Source organism: Geomicrobium sp. JCM 19038 (genome assembly GCF_000698125.1).
Lineage (GTDB): Bacteria > Bacillota > Bacilli > Bacillales > Marinococcaceae > Geomicrobium_A.
On sequence record NZ_BAXA01000012.1, the window covers coordinates 1 to 26,728 of the forward strand.

Annotated in this window: 24 protein-coding genes, 1 pseudogene and 1 other annotated feature; of the genes and pseudogenes, 24 read left to right on the forward strand and 1 reads right to left on the reverse strand. The window is 42.3% G+C overall.

All coding sequences use genetic code 11. The annotated features are described in order from the left end of the window. Nucleotides 1-55 precede the first annotated feature (55 nt). The 13 genes from JCM19038_RS21945 to JCM19038_RS14465 all read left to right on the forward strand — a co-directional run bounded on the left by JCM19038_RS21945 (nucleotide 56) and on the right by JCM19038_RS14465 (nucleotide 15,163). Entirely contained in the window at nucleotides 56-196 is a 141-nt protein-coding gene (locus JCM19038_RS21945) for a ClpX C4-type zinc finger protein (RefSeq protein WP_081831817.1), read from the forward strand. Between the two features lie 207 nt (nucleotides 197-403). Next, on the forward strand, nucleotides 404-1,684 hold the full coding sequence (clpX, locus tag JCM19038_RS14410; protein ID WP_042419345.1) for an ATP-dependent protease ATP-binding subunit ClpX: 1,281 nt from the start codon (nucleotides 404-406) through the stop codon (nucleotides 1,682-1,684). A 131-nt stretch (nucleotides 1,685-1,815) separates the two neighbouring features. After that, nucleotides 1,816-3,486 (forward strand): ATP-dependent protease LonB, encoded by a 1,671-nt coding sequence (gene lonB / locus JCM19038_RS14415; protein WP_042419348.1) that lies wholly within the window; start codon nucleotides 1,816-1,818, stop codon nucleotides 3,484-3,486. 142 nt (nucleotides 3,487-3,628) lie between these two features. Next, nucleotides 3,629-5,971 carry an endopeptidase La gene (lon, locus tag JCM19038_RS14420; protein ID WP_238554434.1) on the forward strand — a complete coding sequence of 781 codons (2,343 nt, stop codon included), beginning with the start codon at nucleotides 3,629-3,631 and terminating at the stop codon, nucleotides 5,969-5,971. After that, on the forward strand, nucleotides 5,958-6,545 hold the full coding sequence (yihA, locus tag JCM19038_RS14425) for a ribosome biogenesis GTP-binding protein YihA/YsxC (protein ID WP_042359540.1): 588 nt from the start codon (nucleotides 5,958-5,960) through the stop codon (nucleotides 6,543-6,545). The genes lon and yihA overlap by 14 nt, the downstream gene beginning before the upstream one ends. A gap of 300 nt (nucleotides 6,546-6,845) precedes the next feature. After that, complete coding sequence (gene hemA, locus JCM19038_RS14430) at nucleotides 6,846-8,252, forward strand: glutamyl-tRNA reductase (protein ID WP_081831818.1); 1,407 nt, start codon at nucleotides 6,846-6,848, stop codon at nucleotides 8,250-8,252. Between the two features lie 92 nt (nucleotides 8,253-8,344). Further along, a complete protein-coding gene (gene hemC / locus JCM19038_RS14435) occupies nucleotides 8,345-9,280 on the forward strand; it encodes a hydroxymethylbilane synthase (RefSeq protein ID WP_042419352.1) in 936 nt (311 codons plus the stop codon). Continuing rightward, a complete protein-coding gene (locus JCM19038_RS21070; protein WP_052361712.1) occupies nucleotides 9,277-10,005 on the forward strand; it encodes a uroporphyrinogen-III synthase in 729 nt (242 codons plus the stop codon). Before hemC ends, JCM19038_RS21070 begins: the two co-directional genes overlap by 4 nt. Before the next feature lie 14 nt (nucleotides 10,006-10,019). Continuing rightward, the gene (hemB, locus tag JCM19038_RS14445; protein ID WP_042419354.1) at nucleotides 10,020-11,018 is read left to right on the forward strand and encodes a porphobilinogen synthase; all 999 of its coding nucleotides are present in this window, start codon (nucleotides 10,020-10,022) and stop codon (nucleotides 11,016-11,018) included. Continuing rightward, on the forward strand, nucleotides 11,018-12,310 hold the full coding sequence (gene hemL / locus JCM19038_RS14450; protein WP_042419356.1) for a glutamate-1-semialdehyde 2,1-aminomutase: 1,293 nt from the start codon (nucleotides 11,018-11,020) through the stop codon (nucleotides 12,308-12,310). The genes hemB and hemL overlap by 1 nt, the downstream gene beginning before the upstream one ends. A 669-nt stretch (nucleotides 12,311-12,979) precedes the next feature. After that, nucleotides 12,980-14,146: a stage VI sporulation protein D gene (spoVID, locus tag JCM19038_RS14455; RefSeq protein ID WP_042419359.1), complete on the forward strand. Its 1,167-nt coding sequence runs from the start codon at nucleotides 12,980-12,982 to the stop codon at nucleotides 14,144-14,146. Further along, on the forward strand, nucleotides 14,139-14,351 hold the full coding sequence (locus JCM19038_RS14460; protein WP_042419362.1) for a hypothetical protein: 213 nt from the start codon (nucleotides 14,139-14,141) through the stop codon (nucleotides 14,349-14,351). The genes spoVID and JCM19038_RS14460 overlap by 8 nt, the downstream gene beginning before the upstream one ends. Continuing rightward, nucleotides 14,348-15,163: a hypothetical protein gene (locus tag JCM19038_RS14465; RefSeq protein ID WP_042419364.1), complete on the forward strand. Its 816-nt coding sequence runs from the start codon at nucleotides 14,348-14,350 to the stop codon at nucleotides 15,161-15,163. Before JCM19038_RS14460 ends, JCM19038_RS14465 begins: the two co-directional genes overlap by 4 nt. 37 nt (nucleotides 15,164-15,200) lie before the next feature. On the opposite strand, the gene JCM19038_RS21950 is transcribed toward JCM19038_RS14465, so the two are convergent. Then, nucleotides 15,201-15,407, reverse strand: a complete 207-nt coding sequence (locus JCM19038_RS21950) for a hypothetical protein (RefSeq protein WP_081831820.1) — start codon at nucleotides 15,405-15,407, stop codon at nucleotides 15,201-15,203. Nucleotides 15,408-15,485: 78 nt separating this feature from the next. Further along, nucleotides 15,486-15,707: a binding site (T-box leader), on the forward strand. A gap of 47 nt (nucleotides 15,708-15,754) precedes the next feature. Between JCM19038_RS21950 and JCM19038_RS14470 the strand changes: the two are divergent. The 11 genes and pseudogenes from JCM19038_RS14470 to minC all read left to right on the forward strand — a co-directional run bounded on the left by JCM19038_RS14470 (nucleotide 15,755) and on the right by minC (nucleotide 26,726). Further along, nucleotides 15,755-18,397 (forward strand): annotated as a pseudogene (locus tag JCM19038_RS14470) (valine--tRNA ligase). Between the two features lie 20 nt (nucleotides 18,398-18,417). After that, entirely contained in the window at nucleotides 18,418-19,698 is a 1,281-nt protein-coding gene (locus tag JCM19038_RS14475) for a folylpolyglutamate synthase/dihydrofolate synthase family protein (RefSeq protein ID WP_042419366.1), read from the forward strand. Between the two features lie 100 nt (nucleotides 19,699-19,798). After that, the gene (locus JCM19038_RS14480; RefSeq protein ID WP_042419368.1) at nucleotides 19,799-20,521 is read left to right on the forward strand and encodes an A24 family peptidase; all 723 of its coding nucleotides are present in this window, start codon (nucleotides 19,799-19,801) and stop codon (nucleotides 20,519-20,521) included. A 110-nt stretch (nucleotides 20,522-20,631) separates the two neighbouring features. Further along, entirely contained in the window at nucleotides 20,632-21,720 is a 1,089-nt protein-coding gene (locus JCM19038_RS14485) for a hypothetical protein (protein ID WP_042419370.1), read from the forward strand. A gap of 32 nt (nucleotides 21,721-21,752) precedes the next feature. Then, entirely contained in the window at nucleotides 21,753-22,334 is a 582-nt protein-coding gene (locus JCM19038_RS14490; RefSeq protein ID WP_042419372.1) for a nucleoside triphosphate pyrophosphatase, read from the forward strand. A 30-nt stretch (nucleotides 22,335-22,364) separates the two neighbouring features. Beyond that, nucleotides 22,365-23,030 carry a DNA repair protein RadC gene (radC, locus tag JCM19038_RS14495; protein ID WP_042419578.1) on the forward strand — a complete coding sequence of 222 codons (666 nt, stop codon included), beginning with the start codon at nucleotides 22,365-22,367 and terminating at the stop codon, nucleotides 23,028-23,030. Nucleotides 23,031-23,339: 309 nt separating this feature from the next. Next, nucleotides 23,340-24,377: a rod shape-determining protein gene (locus tag JCM19038_RS14500; RefSeq protein ID WP_042419374.1), complete on the forward strand. Its 1,038-nt coding sequence runs from the start codon at nucleotides 23,340-23,342 to the stop codon at nucleotides 24,375-24,377. A 149-nt stretch (nucleotides 24,378-24,526) separates the two neighbouring features. Then, the gene (mreC, locus tag JCM19038_RS14505; protein ID WP_042359550.1) at nucleotides 24,527-25,441 is read left to right on the forward strand and encodes a rod shape-determining protein MreC; all 915 of its coding nucleotides are present in this window, start codon (nucleotides 24,527-24,529) and stop codon (nucleotides 25,439-25,441) included. Continuing rightward, nucleotides 25,441-25,779, forward strand: coding sequence for a rod shape-determining protein MreD (gene mreD / locus JCM19038_RS14510; protein WP_042419376.1), 339 nt, complete (start codon nucleotides 25,441-25,443; stop codon nucleotides 25,777-25,779). Before mreC ends, mreD begins: the two co-directional genes overlap by 1 nt. Beyond that, entirely contained in the window at nucleotides 25,767-25,964 is a 198-nt protein-coding gene (locus JCM19038_RS22410; protein WP_152549465.1) for a hypothetical protein, read from the forward strand. The genes mreD and JCM19038_RS22410 overlap by 13 nt, the downstream gene beginning before the upstream one ends. A 63-nt stretch (nucleotides 25,965-26,027) precedes the next feature. Next, on the forward strand, nucleotides 26,028-26,726 hold the full coding sequence (gene minC / locus JCM19038_RS14515; RefSeq protein ID WP_042419379.1) for a septum site-determining protein MinC: 699 nt from the start codon (nucleotides 26,028-26,030) through the stop codon (nucleotides 26,724-26,726). Nucleotides 26,727-26,728: the final 2 nt, after the last annotated feature.

The following is a 26,728-nucleotide window of genomic DNA, read 5'->3' on the forward strand; positions in this document are numbered from 1 at the left end:
TAACGGTTTGATCTTTTATTAATATTCCTGTAAATTGAGAAAGAAGGTAGTCAAAATGACTGAGGAAACAACGAAGCGTCCGGAGCTAGGCTGTTCATTTTGCGGGAAGAAAGAATCTGAAGTGAAGAAGCTAATCGCAGGTCCTGGCGTTTATATTTGTAACAATTGCGTAAGTCAAGCGCAAAAGCAGTTATAATGATCTTTAAGCGATAGTTTGATCGTGTGAGGCGCTACTGTTGTGCCCGCTTTTTTCTTGGAATTTTTGTAAAATCACGAATGAATTCTCACATCTCCACGTAAAGCTGTTGAAGAATGGGCAGTATAATTATGGTGGAAATCGAAAGATTTGACGCGGGGTCACAATTCGGTGTAGTCTACATTATACAATAGAGGGGTGAATAACATGATCAAGTTCAACGATGAGAAAGGTCAGTTGAAGTGTTCTTTCTGCGGGAAAACACAAGACCAAGTCCGTAAGCTAGTTGCCGGACCTGGTGTCTATATATGTGACGAATGTATTGAATTATGTTCGGAGATCGTTGAAGAAGAACTAGGAACGGACGAAGAAGTTGAGTTTGAAACTGTTCCGAAACCACAAGAGATTGATGCAATCTTAGATGATTATGTCATCGGGCAAGAAGGCGCGAAGAAAGCGTTGTCAGTAGCTGTTTATAACCATTATAAGCGTGTGAATTCAACGGTTAGTACGAGCGGAGACGATGTTGAAATTTCAAAGAGTAACATCTGTCTAATTGGACCTACCGGTAGCGGTAAAACGCTTATGGCCCAAACGCTCGCACGTATTCTTAATGTGCCATTCGCAATTGCGGATGCAACGAGTCTTACTGAAGCAGGCTATGTAGGTGAGGATGTTGAGAACATCTTACTTAAACTAATTCAAGCTGCCGATTACGATGTAGAGAAAGCTGAGAAAGGCATTATCTATATCGATGAGATTGATAAAGTTGCGCGTAAATCTGAGAATCCTTCAATTACTCGTGACGTATCTGGTGAAGGCGTTCAGCAAGCACTCCTCAAGATTCTTGAAGGAACAACAGCTAGTGTTCCACCACAAGGTGGTAGAAAGCATCCACACCAAGAATTTATCCAAATTGACACGAGCAATGTACTGTTTATCGTGGGCGGTGCATTTGACGGAATTGACCAAGTGGTCAAGCGTCGTCTCGGTAAGAAAGTCATCGGATTTGGTTCTGAAGGTGATAGCGGAGAAATGACCGCTGATGATTATCTAGGCAAGTTATTGCCAGAAGATCTTCTTCGTTACGGGTTAATCCCAGAATTCATCGGTCGTTTACCGGTGATTTCAAGCCTTCGCATGCTTGATGAAAATGCACTCGTTGAAATTTTGACAAAGCCAAAGAATGCACTCGTTAAACAATTCCAACGCTTGTTAGAGATTGACAACGTGGAGTTGGAGTTTACGGAAGAGGCGCTTCGTGAAATTGCAAAGAAAGCCATTGAGCGTAAAACGGGAGCAAGAGGACTTCGTTCGATTATTGAGGCAATTATGCAAGACGTTATGTACGACTTACCGTCTCAAGACAATATCAGTCATTGCCAAATTACAGCAGACTGTGTATTGCACGATGCATCTCCAATCCTTACGACAAAGGACGGAGAAAGCATTACACTCGATCAAGTTCAACCGAAAGAAAGTGCTTAAACGAGAGATAACCTGCAGATTCTAATCTGCAGGTTTTTTTATTTGGATAGAGACAAACGTCCAGAGTCATACTACCGATAAATGAAGCCGTGCACGAATCAAAGTGATTGTGCTCATTTAGGAGGAGAACTATGAACTGGACGTCAATCTTCATGGTTGTACAAGTCTTTTTTGGGGTAGTTATCGGCTTGTACTTCTGGAATTTACTTAAGAATCAACGTACACAAAAAGTGAGTGTAGACCGAGAATCAAGAAAAGAAATGATGCAACTGCAAAAGCTTCGGTCGATCTCTCTTAATGAACCACTAGCTGAGAAAGTACGTCCCCAACGACTTGATGACATTATCGGACAAGACCAAGGTATTCTTTCTCTTGAAGCTGCACTTTGTGGTCCAAACCCGCAACACGTACTCATTTATGGGCCGCCGGGTGTCGGTAAGACGGCTGCAGCTAGGCTGGTGATGAATAAAGCGAAAGAAAATAGCCAATCGCCGTTTGCGAGTGAAGCACCATTTATAGAGCTTGATGGAACGACGGCGCGTTTTGATGAGCGTGGGATTGCAGATCCATTAATCGGTTCGGTTCATGATCCGATTTATCAAGGAGCGGGATCGATGGGGCAAGCTGGAATTCCACAACCGAAGCCAGGTGCAGTTACAAAAGCCCACGGAGGCATGTTGTTTATCGATGAAATTGGTGAGCTTCATTCAATTCAATTAAATAAGATGTTAAAAGTGTTAGAAGACCGCAAAGTCTTTCTAGAAAGTGCTTATTACAACGAAGAAAACATGAACATTCCTAGACACATTCATGATATTTTCCAAAATGGCTTGCCTGCTGACTTTCGGTTAATTGGGGCAACAACACGTACACCAGACGAAATTCCGCCTGCCATTCGTTCAAGGTGCTTAGAAGTATTTTTTAGACCGTTAAAACAAAAAGAATTGTCAACGGTGGCGAAAAAAGCGTCTGAGCGCTTAAAAATGACAATAAATGAGAAAAGTCTTGAGACGATCTCAACGTATGTCACAAACGGTCGTGAAGCGGTAAACACTGTGCAAATTGCAGCGGGACTTGCGACGACTGAGAACCGTGAAGAGATCTTTGTTGATGATATCGAATGGGTTGTACATGCAAGCCGATTGACGAGGCGCCCTGAGCGTATGATCCATAATAAGCCTGCGGTAGGGCGAGTAAACGGCTTAGCGGTTTACGGAGCGGACCTAGGTATGCTGTTAGAAATTGAAGCGACTGCGAGGGAAACAGACCCTGAAAAAGGAATGTTAACCGTTACAGGAATTGCTGAAGAAGAAAATGCCGGAAATCAAATGCGGTCAATTCGACGTAAAAGTATGGCAAGAAGTTCAGTGGATAACGTGATGACGGTGTTACGTCGGTTGAAAGTGCCGGTTGATAGTTATGATATTCACGTGAATTTCCCTGGTGGCACACCGATTGATGGTCCTTCAGCTGGAGCAGCAATTGCAACTGCAATCTATTCGGCGGTTCATCAATATAAAGTGAAAAATGATATTGCGATCACAGGTGAGCTAAGCATTTGGGGAACGTTAAAGCCTGTAGGAGGAGTGCCTTCTAAAGTGGCTGCTGCATTAGAAGCAGGCGCGAAGACAGCCTATATTCCAGTGGACAATGATGAAACCGTTTTACATCGTTTAGAAGGAATTAACGTCATCCCTCTCACATCGTTAGATGAATTATTCGATGCCGTTCTTTTAGTAACGGAGCAACCGAACAAAACAGAGAATGTCATTTGGGACGAAAATCAATCATCATCAATGTAAAAACGCATTAACTGTGCGCCTTCGTGGACACCTGATAGCCGTTAAGCTACAATGGGTATCATGAGATCAACTCCGTCTGTGTATATACTATTAGAGAAACTTTTGAATAGATGCGATCGTTGATGTGAAATGGGGGATGACGTTGACGTCTAGACAAACTGAAAGACGATCGATTCCGCTTTTACCATTGCGTGGAGTGCTCGTATTTCCAGGCATGGTGCTTCATTTAGATGTAGGGAGAGCGAAATCAGTACGAGCTTTAGAGCAAGTAATGGTAGAAGACCAAGAAATTATTCTTGCAAGCCAAGTGGATTTATCTGTAGATGAACCGGCGAAAGAAGACCTTTATGAAGTCGGAACGCTTGCATATGTTAAACAAATGGTAAAGATGCCGAACGGAACGACGAGAATTCTCGTCGAAGGCTTAAAGCGAGCGACAATTGAACAATTTAATGAAAACGATGAGTACTATGATGTTTCAATCACAATTCCTGAACAATCATCAGATGTTGACGATGAGAAGGCAACAGCTTTAATGAGAACGGTACTTAAACAGTTTGAAAACTATACGAAACTGTCTACGAAAGTATCTAAAGACACGTTAAAGTCCGTGCAAGACATTGATGACCCAGGATATTTTGCTGACTTGGTCGCTTCGCATTTGCCACTTCAAATTAAGCGCAAGCAGTCATTGCTTGAAGCGTTTAGTGTTGAAGCACGTCTTGAGAAGTTGCTTGAGATTCTTGAGAACGAGCGGGAAGTACTCGGTCTTGAAAAGAAAATCGGCCAACGTGTAAAAAAGTCGATGGAGAAAACGCAAAAAGAATACTATTTACGTGAGCAAATGAAAGCCATACAAAAGGAGCTCGGCGACAAAGACGGCAAAGGTGGGGAAGTTGAAGAGCTTCGCTCAAAAATCGAATCCCTTAACATGCCAGGAAATGTTGAAGAGAAAGCTTTAAAAGAAGTCGCTCGCTATGAACGCGTGCCAGCAAGTTCTGCTGAGAGTTCGGTGATTCGCAATTATATTGATTGGTTAACATCCATTCCTTGGTCAGAGAAAACAGAAGACCGTCTTGATCTTGCTCATGCTGAGAAAGTTTTAAATGAAGATCATTTTGGTTTGGAGAAAGTAAAGGAACGTGTTCTTGAACATTTAGCGGTTCAACAACTTACGAATTCTTTACGAGGACCGATTCTTTGTTTATCTGGACCTCCAGGAGTTGGTAAGACGTCACTCGCGAAATCCGTTGCGCGCTCCATTGAACGTGAATTCGTAAGAATTTCTCTTGGTGGTGTTCGTGATGAGGCGGAGATTCGTGGCCATCGTAGAACGTATGTCGGTGCGATGCCAGGGAAGATGATTCAAGGAATGAAAAAAGCAGGTGTCATGAACCCAGTATTCTTACTCGATGAAATTGATAAAATGGCGAGTGATTTTAGAGGAGACCCATCTTCTGCAATGCTCGAAGTGTTAGACCCCGAGCAGAACAACCAATTTGGTGATCATTACCTCGAAGAAACGTATGATCTTTCAAATGTCATGTTTATTACGACAGCAAATCAAATCGCAAAAATCCCTGCGCCATTACGAGACAGAATGGAAATGATTCACATCGCTGGGTATACAGAGCTTGAGAAACAAGCGATTGCAACGGATCATTTACTTCCTAAGCAAATCGAAGCTCACGGTTTAACGAAGCAAGACATTCAAATTCGTGAAGCTGCACTTTTGAAAGTCATTCGTTACTACACGCGTGAGGCTGGGGTCCGTAACTTAGAGCGTCAAATTGCAACACTTTGCCGTAAAGCAGCAAAAATGATCGTTGCGAAAGAAAAGAAGCGTGTCATCGTAACGGAAGGTCTTGTTACGGAGCTACTAGGGAAACCGAAGTATCGTTACGGGAAAGCAGAAGAAGAAGACCAAGTCGGTACTGCAACTGGACTTGCCTATACGACGGCTGGTGGCGACACGCTTGCGATTGAAGTATCGCTTGCTAATGGTAAAGGTGGTCTAACGCTCACAGGTAAGTTAGGCGATGTTATGAAAGAGTCCGCTCGTGCCGCATTTAGCTATATTCGTTCGAAAGCCGAAGAGTTTGGCATTGATGAGCGTTTTCACGAAAAGTATGACGTTCATATTCACGTTCCTGAAGGTGCAACCCCGAAAGATGGGCCTTCTGCAGGAATTACGATGGCAACTGCACTATTGTCTGCGCTAAGTAATCGTCCTGTATTAAAAGAAGTCGGTATGACGGGTGAGATGACACTTCGAGGTCGGGTATTACCGATTGGCGGTTTAAAGGAAAAATCAATGAGTGCTCATCGCGCAGGTCTTACGAAAATCATTTTCCCGAAGGATAATGAAAAAGACTTAGATGATGTTCCTGAAAGTATCCGAGAAACGGTAGAATTTGTGCCGGTCACTCATTTCGATGAAGTGATTGCTCATGCATTAGGTGGTGTAATTGATGAACGTGAGTAAAGCAGAATTAAAGATAAGTGCAGTTGGTCCAGATCAGTATCCAGAAGAGAATTGGCCAGAACTTGCTTTTGCCGGTCGTTCTAATGTCGGGAAGTCATCGTTTATTAACACGATTACGCAACGCAAAAAGCTTGCTTATACGTCGCAGCAACCAGGTAAAACGAAAACCTTAAACTTCTTTAATATTAATGACCTCTGTTATTTTGTAGATATTCCTGGATATGGCTATGCAAAAGTCTCGAAGAAAGAAAGAGCAGCTTGGGGACGAATGATTGAGGAATATATAACATCAAGAGAGCAATTAAAAGGTGTCGTCTTACTTATTGATGCAAGACATGATCCATCTGAAGACGATTTAAAAATGTATGATTGGCTAAAGCATTTTGAAATACCAATTATGCTCGTTCTAACAAAGATTGATAAAATCAATAAAACGAAGCGTACGAAACATATTAAAAATATCATTGAAATTATAGATATTGATGAAGATGATGTATACGTTCCGTTTTCATCAGAAACTGGTGACGGAAAAGACGAGGCGTGGAAACAAATCCGCAAACTCCTTAACGTGTAATAACAAAAAGAAAAACGCAAAGGTTATCAGATGATAATGTTTGCGTTTTTCTTTTGTACATGTTTTCTTTCAGATTCGGTACACTAATAAAAAATGTAACAACCGAGCACGTTATTTGCAGTTCAGTGCGTTGTATGTTGTAATGGAAAAGATAAAATATCAGGTGTTGTGTCAGAGCTTGTTCACATTTTGAGTGAACCGAGCGTTTTTGATGCGTGTTATAATAGATAGTAGATATTCTTAGTACGGAAATGAGCGTAGACTAAGCAGAGCGATTGGAAAAGTGGGGTGGAGACGGATATGCATATAATCGTTGCTAGCATCGACTACAAAAGGGCCCCTGTCGATTTGCGAGAACAATTTGCATTTGATGAAGAAGAATTACCAAAAGCGTTAAGCATGTTACGAGATATGAAGAGCATTTTAGAGTGCACGATTATTTCAACGTGTAACCGTACGGAAATTTATGCTGTCGTCGACCAACTTCATACAGGTAGACATTTCACAAAGAAATTTATCTCACAGTGGTTTGATGTACAGCCCGAACAATTTCAATCCGTATTAGACATTCGTGAAAATGATGAAGCGATTGAGCATTTACTCAAAGTTTCTACAGGTTTAGAATCGATGATTTTAGGTGAAACTCAGATTCTTGGACAAGTGAAAAGTAGCTTCTCGATTGCTCAAGAGAATGATGCTACAGGAACTGTGTTTAATCAGCTATTTAAACAAGCAATTACATTCGCAAAGCGAGCACATCGTGAGACGTCAATTAACGATAATCCGGCTTCTATTAGCTATGCCGCGGTTGAGTTAGCGAAACAAGTCTTTGGGGATTTTACGAATAAACACATTTTAATTCTCGGTGCTGGGAAAATGAGTGAACTTACAGCAAAACATTTAGAAGCAAACGGTGCGGCGAGCATTACCGTGATGAACCGGACATTCGAACGAGCAGAATCCCTTGCTTCGACAATGAAAGCAGAAGCAAAGCCGATTGAAGAACTTAATGCGTACCTTGAAGAAGTGGATATTCTCATTTCTTCGACGAGTGCAGATCAATATGTCCTCACACAAGAGATGGTAGCACCAATTATGGAACGACGTTCTAAGAAGCCTCTCTTTATGGTCGATATTGCTGTTCCAAGGGACTTAGATCCTGAACTTGGCAAGCTTGAACCAATTTATCTTTATGATATTGATGATTTAGAAGGCATCGTTGCGGCTAATATGGAAGATCGTAAAGAAGCTGCCATTCAAATTGAGGCGATGATGACGCTTGAGATTGAAACGTTCAAGAACTGGATTGATCAGCTTGGCGTTGTTCCTGTCATCTCAGCTCTACGTGACAAGGCTTTAATGATTCAAGCAGAAACAATGGAAAGCATCGAACGCAAAATGCCCGATTTAACAGATCGTGAACGTAAAGTCCTTTCAAAGCATACGAAGAGCATCGTGAATCAGCTTCTGAAGGAGCCGATTACGAGAGCGAAGGAAATGGCTGGAGAAGACGACCGAGAGCAATCATTGTCACTATTTATTGAGATTTTTGGTCTTTCCGATGAAGTCGCAGAATCAAAGGTTGAGCGATTACAAAGCAATCAATCTTCCTCTTTTGCGAATGGAAATGCGTTTATGTCTGACGGTGAAACGAGAGTGTTGCAAGAGCTCTTGCAGTATCGTTATGCTAAAGACATGTCTGTATAGATCTTTTTTGAGACAACCGGAAGGCTCTTTGCTTTCTGGTTGCTTTCATGTTGAACCACGGACTACTGTCCGTACTTAGGAGGATTTAATCGATGAGAAAGATTGTAATCGGTACGAGAAAGAGTAATTTAGCAGTGAATCAAGCGGAGTGGGTACTGAGTAAGTTGGAATCACTAGGTTTACCTTATGAATTTGAACTAAAGAAGATCGTAACAAAAGGTGATCGCATCTTAGACGTAACACTTTCTAAAGTAGGCGGAAAAGCGCTGTTTGTGAAAGAGATTGAGCAAGCGTTACGTGACGGTGAAGTCGATTTAGCCGTGCATAGTATGAAAGATGTTCCTTCTGTATTGCCAGAAGATTTTACGCTAGCTGCAATTAGTGATCGTGAAGATCCTCGTGACGCACTCATCTCAACGAGTGGTAAAACGCTTAACGAACTTCCTGAGGGTTCAATTATTGGAACGAGCAGCTTGCGTCGTCAATCACAAATCCTCGCAGTGAGACCAGATTTACACGTAAAATGGATTCGCGGTAACATTGAGACGAGACTTAGAAAATTAAAAGAAGAGAATTTTGATGCCATTATTTTAGCAGCTGCTGGATTATCACGGATGGGTTGGAGCGAAGAAATCGTTACAGAATTTCTTGATCCAAACCTTAGCATACCGGCCGTAGGTCAAGGGGCTCTTGGTCTTGAGTGCCGGGTCGACGATGAAGAAGTAAAAGAAGTTCTTCGTCACTTACACAACGAAGAAGTGGCAAAAACGGTATCAGCAGAGCGTTCATTCCTTCGAAATGTTGAAGGTAGCTGTACGGTTCCAGTTGCAGCTCATGCAACCTTACTTGATAACGATCAAGTGTCACTAACGGCATTGATTGCTTCAACGGACGGCAAAACGTTACTAAAAGATGAAGTCACAGGTAGTGATCCAGATCAAATCGGTAAAATCGCCGCGGCTAACCTCTTTGAACGTGGTGGGAAAGAAATTCTAGCTCAAGTGAGAGCGGAGCAAGAAGATTCTTGAAGCCGACGGTGATTGTCACGAGGTCACAAGGAGACGTCGGACCTGATCCTTTAATGCATGTACTGTATCAGAAAGGAATTGATGCAGTACACATTCCCCTCGTCCAGCAACGAGCGGTTCACGTCGATGTGACAGCAATTGAATTGGAACGCTATGACTGGATTATTTTTACGAGTGCGAATGCCGTGAAGTATTTTCATGAACACTATAAAGCTACACATTTCCCGTCTTCAGTGAAGGTTGCAACAGTCGGTAAGAAGACGACAGATGTAGCAAAGCAATATGACTACCCAGTTTTAATTAACCCTGAGCAAAGGTTTACTGCAGAAAGCTTGTACGAGGAATTAGAGCCGCGTGTTAAGAAGGGCGACCGAATTCTAATTCCAAACAGCAAACAATCTCGCGATCTTCTAGAGACCAGGCTAACTGGATTAGGAGCACGTGTAGACGTACACGCGTTTTATGAAACTATACCGAGTACGAATTTAACTCGAGATCAGCTTAGTATGCTGAACAACCCAATCTACCCCATTGTGTTTACGAGTCCAAGTGCGGTGAAGGCTTATCATAGCTTTGCAAGGGAAAAAACGAACAGTAAGCGCCAAGCTTTTGTCATCGGACCGATTACAAAACGAGAAGCAAGGCATTGTGAGTTTAAACAACTCATTGCACCGAGTGAATATACATTTCAACATTTAGCAGAAGCCATTAATCAATACTTATAACGAGGTGAAGCGCAATGTCTCAACAAGCATTTAACCGCCACCGTAGACTTCGTGGCAGTCACAGTATGCGTAACTTAGTACGAGAAACAAAGCTTTCGAAAGAAGACTTAATCTATCCCCTTTTTGTCGTGGAAGGTCAGAATTATAAAAAAGAAGTCCCCTCAATGCCAGGTGTGTTTCACTATTCTTTAGACTTATTAGATGATGAGATTGACCAGATCATCACTCTTGGCATTGAGTCGATCATTTTGTTCGGTGTGCCAAAGCATAAAGATGACGTAGGTACACAAGCTTATGCAGAAGAAGGGATTGTTCAGCAAGCGATTCGCCAAGTGAAGGCCAATCACCCGCAACTCGTCGTTATTGCCGACACATGTTTATGTCAGTACACAGATCACGGTCATTGTGGTGTGATCCAAGACGGAACGATTGAGAACGATCAATCACTTTCTCTTCTCGTTAAAACGGCGGTTTCTCAGGCGCGAGCAGGTGCAGATGTGATTGCTCCTTCGAACATGATGGACGGCTTTGTCGCATCAATTCGACACGGCTTAGATGAAGCTGGATTTAGCAACACGCCGATTATGTCTTACGCTGTAAAGTATGCGTCAGCATTTTACGGTCCGTTCCGTGATGCAGCTCACAGTACCCCTCAATTTGGTGATCGTAAAACGTATCAAATGGATCCTGCAAACCGAATGGAGGCGCTTCGTGAAGCCCGTTCAGACATTCAAGAAGGTGCAGACTTTTTAATTGTTAAACCAGCGCTCTCTTACCTAGATATTATGCGAGACGTTAAAAACGAAAGTTTACTTCCAGTGGTTGCCTACAACGTATCTGGTGAATATTCGATGATTAAAGCAGCCTCCGCAAATGGATGGGTTGACGAAAAAGAAACGGTTCAAGAGAAGTTAACGAGCATGAAGCGTGCAGGTGCAGATTTAATCATCACGTACTTTGCCAAAGATGTGGCAAACTGGATCAATGAAGACTTAGAAAGGGGACGTCACTAATGCGTACGTTTGACCAATCACAATCATTATTTCAACAAGCAAAGCCACTCATGCCAGGAGGTGTAAGCAGCCCTGTTCGTGCGTATAGTTCTGTAGGAATGGATCACGGTCTATACATGAAGAAAGGCTCAGGTGCTTACATTACAGACCAAGACGATAACACGTACATTGATTACGTATTGTCATGGGGACCGCTCATTTTAGGTCATGCAGATGAACAAGTCGTAGAACGTTTAAAAGAAACAACTGAACTTGGGACAAGCTTTGGTGCGTCCCACGAAATGGAAATCAAACTAGCGAACCTCGTCATTGACCGCGTACCGTCTGTTGAAATGGTACGTTTCGTAAACTCTGGTACAGAAGCAACGATGAGTGCATTGCGTCTTGCTAGAGGTTTTACTGGACGTAGTAAGATCGTCAAGATGGAAGGAAACTACCACGGTCACGGCGATTCATTGTTAATTAAAGCGGGTTCAGGTGTGGCTACACTCGGTTTACCAGATAGTCCAGGTGTTCCAGAAGGAACGGCATCAAACACATTAACGGTTCCTTATAACGATCTAGATAGCTTAAAGCTTGTTTTTGAAAAATACGGGGATGATATTGCAGCCGTTATTTTGGAGCCAGTTGCTGGGAATATGGGTGTTGTTCTTCCGGAAGACGGCTTTTTACAAGGTGTTCGTGACATAACAACAGAATACAGTAGTCTGTTGATCTTTGATGAAGTTATGTCAGGTTTTCGTACCGGTTACAACTGTGCACAAGGAAAGTTCGGTGTGACACCTGACCTTACAACGCTCGGAAAAGTCATCGGTGGTGGCTTACCAGTAGGTGCCTTTGGTGGACGTAAAGATGTGATGGAGCAAATCGCACCGAGTGGTCCGATTTACCAAGCAGGAACATTATCAGGCAATCCGCTTGCAATGACTGCAGGATATGAAACACTATCACAAGTAACAGAAGCTGATTATGAGACATTTGAACGCCAAGGAAAGCGCCTTGAAGAAGGAATCTCAGAAGCAGCCAAAATGTATGACATCCCACATACATTTAATCGTGCAGGCTCTATGGTCGGGTTGTTCTTTACAAACGAACACGTAAAAGACTTCCCATCTGCTAAAACAGCAGATCTTGATCTTTTCGCCACATATTTTAGAGAAATGATGCAAGAAGGGATTTCAATCGCACCTTCACAATTTGAAGGGATGTTCCTTAGCACAAAACACACAGATGACATGATTGAAGAAACGATCGAAGCCGCAAAACGCGTCTTTGAACGTATCAAAGGATAAAAAACGCAACCCGCCATGAGTCTAATCACTTGGCGGGTTTATTGATGAATGAGGGGTGTAAACGGTGTGGTTGAATAAGAGTAGATCTATTGATGAAAATCACATTTGATTTATAGCAAGTGAGTTTAGAAAATGGTTGGTTCGTATGAAAGAAGCCATTGAAAAACTTCTGTTTTGCTTCTAAGAAAACAAAAGTAAATAAAAAACGGATGTGAGATTACTGAAAAGAATGAATTTCGCATCGTTTTATAAGGATGCCGTGTGATTTTGTATGCGGCATCGCCTCCTTATAACGAATATCCCAGATTGGAACGGAAGGCGGTGACGCCTGCGGAAGGGCGAGTCGAGACCCCGCAAGGCGAAGCCTGAGGAGGCTCGAACGCTCCTCCGCGGCAAGCATCCGCCTGCAGTGGAATCATGGCACTAGTATAGATTATTAAAAAAGAAACGGATTCCTGATTTAATTCGACCTTTCGTTCGTTATTCTTGAATGGGATCGTATGAAGTGAGCGTCTTTTGCATAGACATTATTGTAGAGTAACTCGAATATTTTGCTGTTTGGATTCATACGTTGATAGCGTACGCAAAAAATCTGCACGTAAGCATCGAGGATAGTCTTCTATGGTTGTAGGTTTTTCAAACAACTCTATGATAAAGGGGGAACGGTCTGTGACCCAAGAACAGCCTTCTGCGCTAACATTTAATCTAGAGGAATCAGTCTGGCTTGATCAAGGAGAGAGGATTCAGACGATTTTGGGTCTGGAACTGGAGCCAGAGCTTCTCATCGAGGAAGATGAGCATCAGGTGAGCATTAAAGGTGGCTTGCATTTATTTGGGCAATATGTTCCGTTTGAGCAAGAAGAAGTGTTTCAAGATTATGATGGTGGCGGAAAGCCTCATCGAATTGATAGCGTCCGAACGACAGAAAATGGCGAACGGGAGTTAAAACATTTCTTCCCGATTGAAGTGTCGATTCCGCTTAATCGCATTCAAAGTGTGGATGAGATTTATGTTCAAGTGGATAGCTTTGATTATGATTTGCCTGAGCCTAGTTGTATCCAACTGGCGGCAGATGTGACGATTAGTGGGATGAAAGATTTGCAAGAAACACATCAAGCGGAGAAAACGATTGCCGATCCACCTGAACCATTTCCAACCTTTAGTCACGAAGTAAAAATTCCAGATACCGAAGCTGAAGCAACTCGTGAAGCGGATGAAGAGGTAGAGGAAGAAGAATATGATTTTGAAGAAGAGACTGAGGTAGAAGGAACGTATCGAGCTTATGAAGAGGAGTCGTATGATGATGACTCGGAATTAGAAACAGCGGCCGATGTTGATGAAGAGCTTGAAGATGATCATATCGTTTCTGAAGAGGAACATGAAGATACGTATGTTCATCAAGTAGAGCAAGAAGTAGACTCAGACACGTCGTTTCCAGTTCGCTTGCATCAACGAGAGGAAGAAGCGGATGATGCAACGAATGCGTTAAGTGAAGCGTATGAAGAAGCATTGGAAGATGAAAATGTTCATCTGACAGACGATGAAAACAGAGATGAAGTTGAAGAAGAAGATTATGAAGCTCCCAAAGCTGAAAAGTCAGTAAAAGAAAAGAAGCGAGAAAACGCACTGTATTTAACAGAGATGTTAGACAAAGGTGATCGGGAAACGTTCACGAAAATGAAAATGTGCATTATTCAAGAAAATGAGTCGCTTGATACGATTGCTGAACGCTACGGGTTGTCGGTACAACAACTTCTCCGTTGGAATAACATGGATTTAAATCATGTAGAAGCAGGAGAAATCATATACATCCCGGTGCAAGTGAAACATGATTGAGCCGAATTGGTCTGAAGCGGTTCGTGCGATTGCCAACGATAAGAGTGATTGGTCTTGGGTGAGTGAACGTGTGATTAAAGTCGACCACCCTGAAGGACCGATGGCAATGAAACGTTGGCAGCGCACCGTTTCAGAGCGCGATACGTTTTTGCATCACCTACGGTACGGTGAACGTGCTGGTATTCAAGGAATTATCCCCTCATGACGGGCACGAGAGGGGATTTTCCGATTTTTGAACATGAAGGTGCCGACTATTATCTTGAACCGTGGGTTGAGGAACAATTGCTAACATCTCCTCCATCTAAAGAGTTGCGATTGCTCGCGATCTTAGCGGCAAATCACAAGCTCTCCGAAAATGAGCAGGCCATTGAAGAAGAAGCGATGACTGAATACGCACAAGAAGTTGATCTGCTTTGGAATCAACAACGTTTAACGATGGAACAGATGGCAGATCAAATGGAACAAGTACGCTTTCTCTCCCCGTTTACGATGACTTTTCTCCATGCTGGTCCTTTTTTAGAGCGAATGTTTCAAGCAGGTAGAACTGGATTTCAGCAATGGGTACGTCACGTAAAAGACCAAGGCAGTTATCGGTTTGTATTTTGTCATGGTCAGCCTTCTCTTGACCACGGCATTATAGCATCAGATGGAAATGCGTGGTGGACAAATTGGGAAGAAAGCGGTCCGAATCATATGGCTTATGACTTGGCTTACTTTTACCAAGACATTGCAAGGAACCAACCATTTCATGCGTTAGACCAGCAAGCCATCTTCGGAACATATGAAGCATATGGTCCTGTTTGGAGAGAAGCAGATACGTCTTTGTTGAAGGCGTTAATGTTAACTCCAACCCCGGTCATTGAGTTTGTTGAGTTGTATCGAACGAATCCAAATCGCTATGCAGAACACCAGTGGACAGCGATGTTGGAAGTGAAGTTAAATACACTTCGCTATTTATCTGAGATGGTTCGTTTTAAAGAAGACCAAGAAGCAGCCATGAGGCAAAGTTCAACCTAAGCCTCATGACTGCTTTTTTTGTCGTGTATGAACGACGTTACTTTTGGAAATACCAGAACATACAGATCAAGATAATGAGAATGAATACATCGAAGAATGTAGGAAAAAACAACAATCGTAACAGTTGAAAGCAGATGATCGGTAACAAGATTTGTAAAGCGGCCGCTCGCCATTTGTATACCCAATGGGGACGCTTCTTTTTCCCGTATGGATAGTGGGGCGGGGGATCGTAATAACGTGGCAAAATAAACACCCCTTTTCGTTCTTACGGTCAGTATTGACGGATGTTAGAGCAGTCGGTACAATAACAGAAGATATTCTATTACATGCAAAGATTGGGAGTAGTATGCAGGAATCCTCATCCAGAGAGAGAACCCTTGGCTGAAAGGTTCTTTGACTAGGAGACGTGCAGAAGTCGCCCATGAGCATTCTTCTCTGAACAAGAGTAGGAGAAGACGTTAACTTACGTTATAGTTCTTAATGAGTGTATGAGTGATTTATCGTTCATAAACAAAGGTGGTACCGCGAACACTTCGTCCTTTGCCTAAGGAGAAGTGTTTTTTTTATTGAATTTAATAAGGAGGAAACACAATGGCGAACAATTTAGACACGAAATATGATCCGAAACAAACCGAATCGAAATGGTATCCGTATTGGATTAACAACGGCTACTTTGAAGCATCAAAAGAAGGAGAACATAAGGGTGAGCCTCACTCAATCGTAATTCCACCGCCAAACGTAACGGGACGGTTGCACCTTGGGCATGCTTGGGATGTCACGCTTCAAGACATTATCGCTAGACAAAAGCGAATGGAAGGTCGCGACATGTTATGGTTGCCAGGAATGGACCATGCAGGGATTGCAACGCAAGCAAAGGTAGAAGCGAAATTAAAAGAAGAAGGGCGCTCTAGGCGAGAATTAGGGCGTGAGAAGTTTCTTGATGTGTCTTGGCAATGGAAAGATGAGTATGCGGAGTTTATTCGTGAACAGTGGGCGACGCTCGGTTTGTCTCTTGATTACACGAAAGAACGCTTCACACTTGATGATGGCTTGTCTGACGCGGTCAAAGAAGTATTTGTTCGTCTTTACGAAAAAGGCTTGATTTATCGCGGGAAATACATTATTAACTGGGACCCAGCTGCACAAACTGCTTTGTCTGACATTGAAGTAGAATACAAAGAAGTTGAAGGCGCGTTTTATCATATGCGTTACCCGTTAAAAGACGAAGACGGGCATATTGAAGTAGCAACTACACGACCTGAGACGATGCTTGGTGATACAGCGGTTGCGGTTCACCCGAAAGACGAGCGTTATCAACATCTTATTGGAAAGACGGTAATTCTCCCGATTGTCGGACGTGAAATTCCAATTGTTGCTGATGAGTATGTTGATCGGGAATTTGGTTCAGGTGCTGTTAAGATTACACCAGCGCATGATCCGAATGACTTCGAAATTGGTAACCGTCATGAACTTCCGCGAGTGCTCGTCATGGATGAGGCAGGGAAGATGAACGAAAATGCTGGCGATTATCAAGGACTTGATCGTTTTGAGTGTCGTAAGAAAATCGTTGCTGATTTACAAGAATTTGGCGTGCTTTTTGACATTGAAACGCACGTTCACTCAGTTGGACATTCTGAACGTAGCGGTGCAGTGGTGGAGCCGTATTTATCAACGCAATGGTTTGTTGATATGAAACCACTTGCTAAAGAAGCGATTGCGCTTCAGTCAAAAGAAGACAAAGTAACATTCGTTCCTGAACGTTTTGAGCGTACGTATTTGCAGTGGCTCGACAACATTCGTGACTGGTGTATTTCTCGTCAATTGTGGTGGGGGCACCAAATTCCTGCTTGGTATCACAATGAAACAGGAGAATTGTACGTAGGGAAGGAAGCGCCAAAAGACCTTGAAAACTGGACGCAAGATGAAGACGTATTAGACACGTGGTTTAGCTCTGCATTGTGGCCGTTTTCAACGATGGGTTGGCCAAATACGGATGCGGATGACTTTAAACGATTCTACGACAAACGTTCTTGTTACAGGGTATGACATCATCTTCTTCTGGGTATCTCGAATGATTTTCCAAGGCATTGAATTTACAGGTGAGCGTCCATTTAAAGACGTGTTAATTCACGGACTTGTGCGTGATTCAGAAGGTCGTAAGATGAGTAAATCATTAGGCAATGGTGTCGATCCGATGGATGTTGTGGAGAAGTACGGAGCTGATGCGCTTCGATTCACACTTGCAACGGGAACGACACCAGGTAATGACTTGAAATTCCAATGGGACAAAGTTACAGCGAATTGGAACTTCGGGAATAAGATTTGGAATGCGTCTCGTTTTGCCCTTATGAATATGGAAGGGTTCAAAAAAGAAGATATCGATTTGAGCACTGTTACAGCGGCTCATGATCGTTGGATTTTAGCGAAACTACAAAAAACAATTTCGTCAGTTACGAGATTAATGGATCGCTATGAATTTGGTGAAGCGGGTAAACTTCTTTACAACTTTATTTGGGATGATGTGTGCGATTGGTATATCGAGATGGCCAAATTACCTCTTTACGGTGAAGATGAACAAGAGCAAAACACGACAAAGTCTGTTCTTGCACACGTTCTAGACCAAACGTTGCGCTTACTTCACCCATTTATGCCGTTCATCACAGAAGAGATTTGGCAACACTTACCGCATGAAGGTGAGTCAATTACGATTGCAGCGTGGCCACAAGTGAAGAGAAGTGGCAAGATGAGCAGGCGTTTTCAGATATGGAAATGTACCAAGCTGTCATCCGTACCATCCGTAACACTCGTCAAGAGATGGATGTTGCACCGAGAAAGCCAATTCCACTTCACATGAAGCCTACGACAACAGAAGCGAGTGAGCAACTTCTTCGTGGGAAACATTATCTTGAGCATTTCTGTAGTCCGGAAACGCTTGTGATCGATGAACATTTAAGTGAACCAGACCAGGCTGTATCACATGTGTTAACAGGGGTTGAGATCTACATTCCTCTCGCAGGCTTAATCGATGTAGAAGCAGAACTTGATCGATTAAAAGGCGAAAAGAAGAAGTTAGACGGTGAAGTTAAACGCTTAGAAGGTAAGTTATCGAATGAAAAATTCGTAAGCAACGCTCCTGATTCGATTGTTGAAGCAGAAAAAGAGAAGCTCACTGACTATCAAATGAAACGTGAAAAAGTAGACGAGCGACTAGAGGAAATTGCGAAACTCAAGTAATTAAAGGAGTCAACGTGTTTATGAACAATTTTTCAGAGGCTTTTGATTGGCTCTTGAGTCATCGCAATTACGGAATAAAACCAGGTCTTGAACGAATTGAGGCAGTGCTTGAACATCTCGGGCATCCCGAACGTGTTTTCAATAGCATTCATATTGGTGGTACGAACGGGAAAGGTTCGACTGTTACGTATGTGCGCCAAATCATGCAACAAGCTGGATACAACGTGGGGACATTTACGTCCCCTTACGTTGTGCAATTTGAAGAGCGAATTAGCATAAACGGAACCCCAATTTCTGAAGAAGAGTTTACAGTTGCTGCGATTTCAGTAAGAGAAGCACTTGAGCGAGTAAATCATCCTTACGGTCCGGCAACGGAATTTGAGATTTTGACGCTCATTGCGATGGTTCATTTTGCGAATGTTAAGGAGCTTGATCTGGTGATCTTTGAAGTTGGACTTGGGGGGCGACTTGATTCAACGAACATCATTCATCCGCTCGTCTCAGCCATCACAAATGTCGGACAAGATCATATGCACATTTTAGGCAATACAATTGAGGATATTGCGTTTGAGAAGGCTGGCATTATTAAACAAAACGTTCCAATCGTAACAACCGTTGTAAATGAAGAAGCACTTCGTGTTATTCGAAGAATAGCTCAAGAAAAAAAGGCACCGATCACTATTGTTCATGATGAGTTGAATGTACACATTGCCAAGCTAGATGAAGAAGGATCAACATTTAGTGTCATCACGAAGCAATCGACGTATTCTGAGCTTACCATTCGTATGCGCGGGGCTCATCAAGTCGATAATGCACTTCTTGCAATTCGAATTGTAGAAGAGCTCACATCATTCAATTATCTCGTAAATGAAGATGAGGTTCGTAAAGGATTAGAACTTGCGTTTTGGCCAGGTCGTTTAGAATTAGTCCGTTCCAATCCTAGAGTATTGCTAGACGGTGCGCACAATCCGGAAGGGATTGAACGCTTATCGTCGTATTTACAAACGATCGTTCAAGGTCGTAAGCTCCATTTGATTATAGCTATGACCATAGAGAAAGACATTCAACAAATGCTGGAGCCACTAATTGTGCTACAGCCTGCATCGGTGACGTTTACGTCTTTTAATCATGTGAGGGCAATGGATCCCGAAGTGATCATTGAACAAGTGCCATTTGATGCCCGTGCGGAAATGAATAACCATAAAGCTGTTCAAGAAATGTTACGAGAAGCAGATGATCAAGATGTGATCGTTGTTGTCGGTTCGTTGTTTTTAATTTCTGAAGTTCGAGCTTTTTTCTGAAATTCGCCGTCGAATGAGAAGGGATTTTTTCTTCGACGGCGAATTTTTATTTATAAGTGGTGTATGCTTAGGTTGTTTACAGAAAGAAAGGTTAGAAGCTTTGGTCGTTGTCTTCGTTTTATTCGTAATTGGACTAGTATTTGGTTCATTCTTTACAGTTGTTGCAACAAGGGTTCCAAATGACGAGTCGATCATCACCCCAAGATCTCATTGTCGCCATTGTTTGCACACTCTTCGGTGGAATGAGTTAATTCCGCTAGTTTCCTATGTATGGCAACGTGGGAAATGTACACAATGCAAAGCGATCATTTCAATCCGCTATCCCCTCATTGAATGTACGACCGCGATTTTGTTTGTCCTTGCGTTTGTTCTTCAGCAATCACTTCCTCACTTTATGTTTCTATTACTTCTCTTCTCACTATGTATTCTTGTTACCGTAACAGATCTTTACAAAATGATGATACCTAATCAGATTTTACTCCTATTCTTTTGTTATTTTCTTTTACATCGAAGTTTCTTGGACCCTTTTCCGTTTTTTGGAGATCCATTTATATTAGCCTTCCTCGTATTTGTTGGTTTGTGGGTAATTATGGTTCTTTCTAATGGAGGAATCGGTGGTGGGGATGTGAAGTTGTTTACGGTGCTTGCGATTGCACTCGGTAGTACCCATTTTCTGTTCATGTTCATGCTAGCAACGTTGTTCGGCTCGATATATGGTGTGCTCGTTATTAAAAAGCGGAAAACACCCTTTCCTTTTGCACCTTGGATTGCACTAGCAACTTTATTTACAGTTTCAATTCAAGGATTGTTTTTAGGTTATTAACGCTAATCATGTCGACAAAACAATCAAAGTGACTGACAGGAATCATCAACGTTTGATTTTCACCTATGATACGGTAAGCCTATTCTATTACCGACATGGGGGAATGTCACTTGGAACGAGAAAACAATCGCATGACATTCAAATTTCCACAAAATAATGACGATCAACGAACTTCAAAAGAGCAAGAACACAGTCAAGAAGAAACAAATGAAGTAGAAAAAGAACAACAAAAAGACGTGCAGGAACATCAAGATGGCTATGAAGAAGCAACAGAAACAAACAATGAAGTAACATTAGAAACAGACAGTAAAGAAGTAAATAAAACGGACGGTCAAAACAAAGAAGAAGATGTAGTAGAAAATCAGAGTGCCTTGCACAACGAGACGATTAACGTTCAAGAGAAGAGAAGAGAATGGGAGCAACTAGAAGGGAATCATTACGACACGGTGTCAATGAAAAAAGCACCAGGATTACCGTTTCATAAAAAAAGGAAATTCAATTTCCCGAAGAAAAGGAACAAAATGACGATTCCTTTTCAACATATTAAGATGACAGGGTTAATAGTATTAGCGCTCGCCATTGGTTCTCTGTTTGGGTTGCCGCTGTTGCAAGTTGTGACAACTTCTTCGCCAACAGATTCTGCAGAGCAATGGATGTTAAGTAACGAAGAAGAGTCAGCTCCTGTACAAGCAACGGAGCAATCAGTCAGTGATCAAGACGTTCAACTATCAATTGATGTCGTACAAGCTGGTGCGTTTTCAACAGCTGAAGCGGGACAAAGTTCACAACAACAACTTGAAAGTGAAGGCTATTCAAGTGTGCTACATGCCCCAGCATCAAGTGAACATGTGTTTTTATATGTAGCGGTCGCAGCTTCTGGACAAGCAGCAGAAGAATATTTACCAGCGTTTGAAGCTGACGGACTTGATGTTTTTGTAAAGTCGCTCGATCTTCAAAGCACAAATGCGGAAGAAGAACAACAACAAGCAGCAGAAGAAGTAAAGCAAATTATTGAACAAGCATTAACAAGTTCAGAGATTAATTCTTCAATGACAGAACAATCACAATCCGTACTCCAATCCAGTGAAGAAGGCACCGCGCTTTACGAATCGTTATCAGGCGCACTTGAGAATGCGGAGCAAGAAGACGCTTGGATGCAAACGGTCGTGAATTTCGATGGATGGCTTTCGAGTCTTTAAGCTGAGATAATAGAAAGAAAAAGGAGTACAAGATGAAGTTAATTCTTGCCTCGAAGTCACCAAGAAGAATTCAATTGCTTGAAGAGATGGGCTACGAATTTGAGATCCGTACGCGTAGTGTAAAAGAGTGTTTTGATGATAGATCTTCTTCAAACAAAAATGCTGTTCGGTTAGCGAAAGAAAAAGCTGTTGCCCAGCGAGATGCGTTAAAAGAAGATGAAGTGATTCTGACTGCTGATACGATAGTTGATGGTGGCAAAATGCTCGGGAAACCAAGAACGAAAGAAGAAGCAAAACAAATGTTACGCACATTGTCAGGCAGTACACACCGTGTTGTGACAGGTGTATACATTGGAAGCTTCTTGACACATGTGCAATTTAGTGTGGAGACGATTGTGCATTTCAAACCATTAACAGAAGTAGAAGTAAACCATTACACGAATACAAAAGAACCTTACGATAAAGCTGGGGCCTATGGAATAAATGGATATGCCGCGTTGTTCATTGATCGAATTGAAGGCGATTATTATAACGTAGTAGGACTCCCGCTTTCACGTGTATACAAGGAACTACAAACGTTTGGCATTGTACCAACGTGGGCACAAGACGAGTAAAAAAGAGGTGTTGTGTTGCATCTTCCTATCATGAACATACCGAATGACGAGCGCCCTCGTGAGCGCTTATTATTAGAAGGTGCTGATAAGCTTTCGAACGTAGAGTTGTTAGCAATCCTCCTTAGAACAGGTAGTCGACAAGAGTCAGTAATAGAACTTAGTCAAAGAATCTTAACGGCATTTGGTGGATTGTTACCATTGAAAGAAGCGACTTTGGAAGAGTTACAAGCGATCAAAGGGATCGGTCGGGTAAAAGCGATTGAAATCCGTGCAGTATTAGAACTTGGTAAACGAATTCATACGACGAGTGACAAAAGTCGTGCGATTATTAGTAGTCCAAATGACGCTGTAGATCTCGTGATGGAAGATTTGCGGTTTTTAAAGCAAGAGCATTTCGTTGCCATCTACTTAAATACGAAAAATCAAGTCATTCACAAACAGACGTTGTTCATTGGCTCACTTAATAGCAGCATCGTTCACCCTAGAGAAGTGTTTAAAGAAGCGATTCGCCGCTCTGCTGCATCGGTCATTGCCCTACACAATCATCCTTCGGGCGACCCTGAGCCGAGTGAAGAGGATAAAGCTGTCACAAGGCGACTGTTTGAATGTGGCCAATTGTTAGGAATTGAATTCCTTGATCACATCGTCATTGGTGATCATAAATACGTAAGTTTACGTGAATTGGAAGTTATCTAATATAACCCGCCCTTTTTGCTATCGAAAAGGGCGGGTTATTTGTTACGATAAAAAAGTATTCGCAAACAAAGTTGCAAAAGTCCTGTAAATGACCTTGCATAATGACAATGTTTGTGACGAATTGAGGAAATTTGCGAAAGCAATTTTTTCAACTATGTTTTTAGAGTAAAGTTGCGTATAATAAGTAAGGGAAATTTAGATCGTTTAATTGCTTTGCTTCGCGTTGAAGTGCTTTTTTTAGTGAAAATGTAACGGACTGAAAATAAAAAACGATTAAGTATAGTGAAGGTAATGAAGGGAGATACATAGATGTTTGGTGGTTTTTCAAAGGATTTAGGCATTGACTTAGGAACTGCAAATACACTCGTATACGTAAAAGGAAAAGGGGTTGTCGTCCGAGAACCTTCTGTTGTGGCAACAAGATCGGACAATCAACAAATTGAAGCGGTAGGAAACGACGCAAAGAATATGATCGGTCGTACGCCTGGGAATATTGTCGCAATTCGCCCAATGAAAGACGGTGTAATTGCTGATTTTGATACAACAGCAACGATGATGAAATATTTCATTCGACAAGCACAAAAGAATCGTTCAATCTTTACTCGTAAACCAAATGTCATGGTATGTGTGCCATCTGGAATTACGGCGGTTGAAAAGCGTGCCGTTGAAGATGCGACAAAACAAGCAGGTGCTCGCGAAGCATATACAATTGAAGAGCCGTTTGCAGCAGCAATTGGTGCGGACTTACCTGTTTGGGAACCAACAGGTAGTATGGTTGTAGACATCGGTGGAGGTACGACTGAAGTTGCCATTATTTCTTTAGGCGGTATTGTTACGAGCCAATCAATCCGTGTTGCAGGTGATGAGATGGATGAGTCGATCATCCAATACATTAAGAAATCATACAACCTGATGATTGGAGAGCGTACGGCTGAAGCACTTAAGATGGAAATCGGTTCTGCTGAAAAGCAAGAAGAGATGGAGTCAATGGATATTCGCGGTCGTGACCTTGTTACTGGACTTCCAAAAACGATCTCAATCGATGCAGATGAAGTAGCACAAGCATTAGAAGATACAATTACAACAATTATTGAGACTGTTAAATCAACACTAGAACGTACGCCACCTGAGCTTGCGGCAGACATTATGGACCGTGGAATTGTACTCACAGGAGGCGGGGCGCTTTTAGAAGGCTTAGATAAGCGTCTTGGTGAAGAGACAAACATGCCAGTCCTAGTGGCAGAAGAACCATTGGATTGCGTAGCGCTTGGAACAGGTCGAGCACTTGAGAATTTGCACTTGTTCAGATCAAGAGCAGGAATCACAGCTCGTTCTAACCGTAAATAGAACGAGTAACGCAATTGGTAATGCATTTCTAAGACTGAGACATTCGTCATATCGGCGGATGTCTACGTCTATTCAGGATTGATTGAAACAGTTACTATAGTGAACGGAGCATGAGTTTGCTCTAGTTGCGAGAGTAGAAGGTGTCTTGCATGCCCCATTTTTTTTCTAACAAACGATTAATTTTACTTATGGTCGGCATCATTATTCTCGTTATTTTAGTTGGTCTTACGATGAGAGAACGTGAGCAGGCGACCATTCCTGAACAAATCATGCGTGATTCTGTTGGTGTTGTACAATCTGTGTTTCAACGTCCGGCTTATTTTGTTCGGGATATTTATGATGATTTTGTTAATATCCTAAACGTTCATGAAGAAAATGAACGACTAAAAGGTCAATTGAATGACTATGCGATGTTACGTTCTGAAGTAGATGGATTACGCGAAGAGAACGATAGTTTAACAAGCCTTTATGAAGGCATGGAAAGTTTAAGTTCATTTGATACGATTCCAGCACTTGTCATTGATCGTCAGCCGGATCGATGGACAGAAACAATTGGTATTAACCGAGGGACGCAACACGGTGTCGAAACGGACATGGCGGTCATAACCGAAGAAGGTTTGATTGGTAGAGTTCAGTATACGAGTGCGTTCACATCACAAGTTCAACTATTGAGCGATGGAGAGCGAACAAATCGGGTGTCTGCTAAAGTGAGCTCGGAAGAAGGCGACCCGGCTGTCGGTTTTATTGAAGGTTGGGACGTGGACCAAGACCTTCTCGTTTTACAAAAAGTAGACTCTGAAAATGAATTAGAGCCAGGACAGTTTGTTAGTACTTCTGGGCTTGGTGGCCTCTTTCCTGCTGACTTACCGATTGGTGAGATTGTAGACGTTCAAGTCGATGAATACGGGTTAACACAAAATGCGTACATCGAGCCGTCTGCGGACTTTTTCCACTTGAATCACGTCCTAGTGATTGAACGTAATGTTGATAATATTGAAGGGATTCAAGAAGAGTTTCTACAACAAGAAGAGGAAGAAGATGAAAGCGAAGGGAGTGACGATTAATGCGTTACTTGCTTCCTGCTTTTGTGGCATTCTTCTTCATCATTGAAGGAACTTGGTTTCAAGTCTTCTTCCCGCCGTCTACGGAACAAGATTTACATTGGGTGCCACGATTTGCATTCGTTACGGTCATTTTAATCTCGATCTATCGTGGCTCACGTTCGGGGATCTTTTATGGAATGGGTCTTGGGCTGTTTCAAGATGTCGTTTATTCAACGGTCATTGGTATTTACACGTTTTCGTATGCACTCGTTGGCTATATGGCAGGTTTAATTTTCGTGCAGTCCAATCAAGACCATTTGTCGTATTGCTCATTGTTGTTGTGGCTGTGGCGTCGTTAGAATCATTAATCTATCTTATGTACACGTGGACTGGAATTGCTCAAGTGACATTTGAAGAGTTTGCTGCAACCCGTTTACTGCCCTCAGTTGTTTTAAATGGGGCGTTTGGGATATTACTCATACTCCCACTTCGGAAATTCTTCTTAATGCTCGAAGATCGCGATCGTCAGCAGGAGAACGTATAATAAATGTTGAATTAGTTACGGATGAACTCTGTAGTCTAATGGAAACTAGGTCGGGGTGAGACGGTGAAAACAAGCGTTCAAAAGCAAAACGTAACGATAAAAGGAACGAAGGACGGAATCATCATACACCTGAATGATCAATGCGGTTATGATGCGATGATTACTGAACTCAAATCGAAATTGACGGAAAACCATTCCGCTTTCGATCCTAATAAAGATGTATCGGTGCGTGTTCATTTAGGTAAGCGATACTTAGAACAAGAGCAGCAGCGTGAAATCCAACAAATCATTGAAGAGTCCGGAGCGATTGTTGTTGATGAGCTAATTAGCGAAGTGATGACAAAAAAAGAAGCTAAAAAGCAACAAGAACAACAAGAATTAACGACATTTACTCGACTCGTACGCTCTGGACAAGTACTTAGGGTGAAAGGTGACTTGCTTATCCTTGGAGATGTGAATCCTGGTGGAGCTGTAGAAGCTGCAGGAGACGTTTACGTTTTAGGTGCATTAAAAGGAATTGCAAGAGCGGGTATTGATGGCAATGAAAACGCGATCGTAGCGGCATCTGTGATGGTGCCGTCTCAAATTACGATTGCCGATCGGTTGTATCTTACCGAAGCCACACGTGCAGAGCGTTCAATAGAAATGAAGAAAACCGAACCGAAGTACGCGTGTATCGAACATCAAGAAGAAGACATTGTTTTTCACGCAATGAGCGGACTTGCTGCTTTTAGACGTGATCGCAAAAATGAAATGGATTAGGA

Bases quoted from the DNA above. Each gene is read 5' to 3' on its own strand.
- radC (WP_042419578.1), top strand. From the start codon at position 22,365: ATGAACATACCGAATGACGAGCGCCCTCGTGAGCGCTTATTATTAGAA.
- hemB (WP_042419354.1), top strand. From the start codon at position 10,020: ATGTCTCAACAAGCATTTAACCGCCACCGTAGACTTCGTGGCAGTCAC.
- JCM19038_RS21945 (WP_081831817.1), top strand. From the start codon at position 56: ATGACTGAGGAAACAACGAAGCGTCCGGAGCTAGGCTGTTCATTTTGC.
- JCM19038_RS14490 (WP_042419372.1), top strand. From the start codon at position 21,753: ATGAAGTTAATTCTTGCCTCGAAGTCACCAAGAAGAATTCAATTGCTT.
- mreD (WP_042419376.1), top strand. From the start codon at position 25,441: ATGCGTTACTTGCTTCCTGCTTTTGTGGCATTCTTCTTCATCATTGAA.
- hemC (WP_042419352.1), top strand. From the start codon at position 8,345: ATGAGAAAGATTGTAATCGGTACGAGAAAGAGTAATTTAGCAGTGAAT.
- JCM19038_RS14500 (WP_042419374.1), top strand. From the start codon at position 23,340: ATGTTTGGTGGTTTTTCAAAGGATTTAGGCATTGACTTAGGAACTGCA.
- lonB (WP_042419348.1), top strand. From the start codon at position 1,816: ATGAACTGGACGTCAATCTTCATGGTTGTACAAGTCTTTTTTGGGGTA.
- mreC (WP_042359550.1), top strand. From the start codon at position 24,527: ATGCCCCATTTTTTTTCTAACAAACGATTAATTTTACTTATGGTCGGC.
- hemL (WP_042419356.1), top strand. From the start codon at position 11,018: ATGCGTACGTTTGACCAATCACAATCATTATTTCAACAAGCAAAGCCA.
- JCM19038_RS14465 (WP_042419364.1), top strand. From the start codon at position 14,348: ATGACGGGCACGAGAGGGGATTTTCCGATTTTTGAACATGAAGGTGCC.
- yihA (WP_042359540.1), top strand. From the start codon at position 5,958: ATGAACGTGAGTAAAGCAGAATTAAAGATAAGTGCAGTTGGTCCAGAT.
- JCM19038_RS14460 (WP_042419362.1), top strand. From the start codon at position 14,139: ATGATTGAGCCGAATTGGTCTGAAGCGGTTCGTGCGATTGCCAACGAT.
- JCM19038_RS14475 (WP_042419366.1), top strand. From the start codon at position 18,418: ATGAACAATTTTTCAGAGGCTTTTGATTGGCTCTTGAGTCATCGCAAT.
- clpX (WP_042419345.1), top strand. From the start codon at position 404: ATGATCAAGTTCAACGATGAGAAAGGTCAGTTGAAGTGTTCTTTCTGC.
- hemA (WP_081831818.1), top strand. From the start codon at position 6,846: ATGCATATAATCGTTGCTAGCATCGACTACAAAAGGGCCCCTGTCGAT.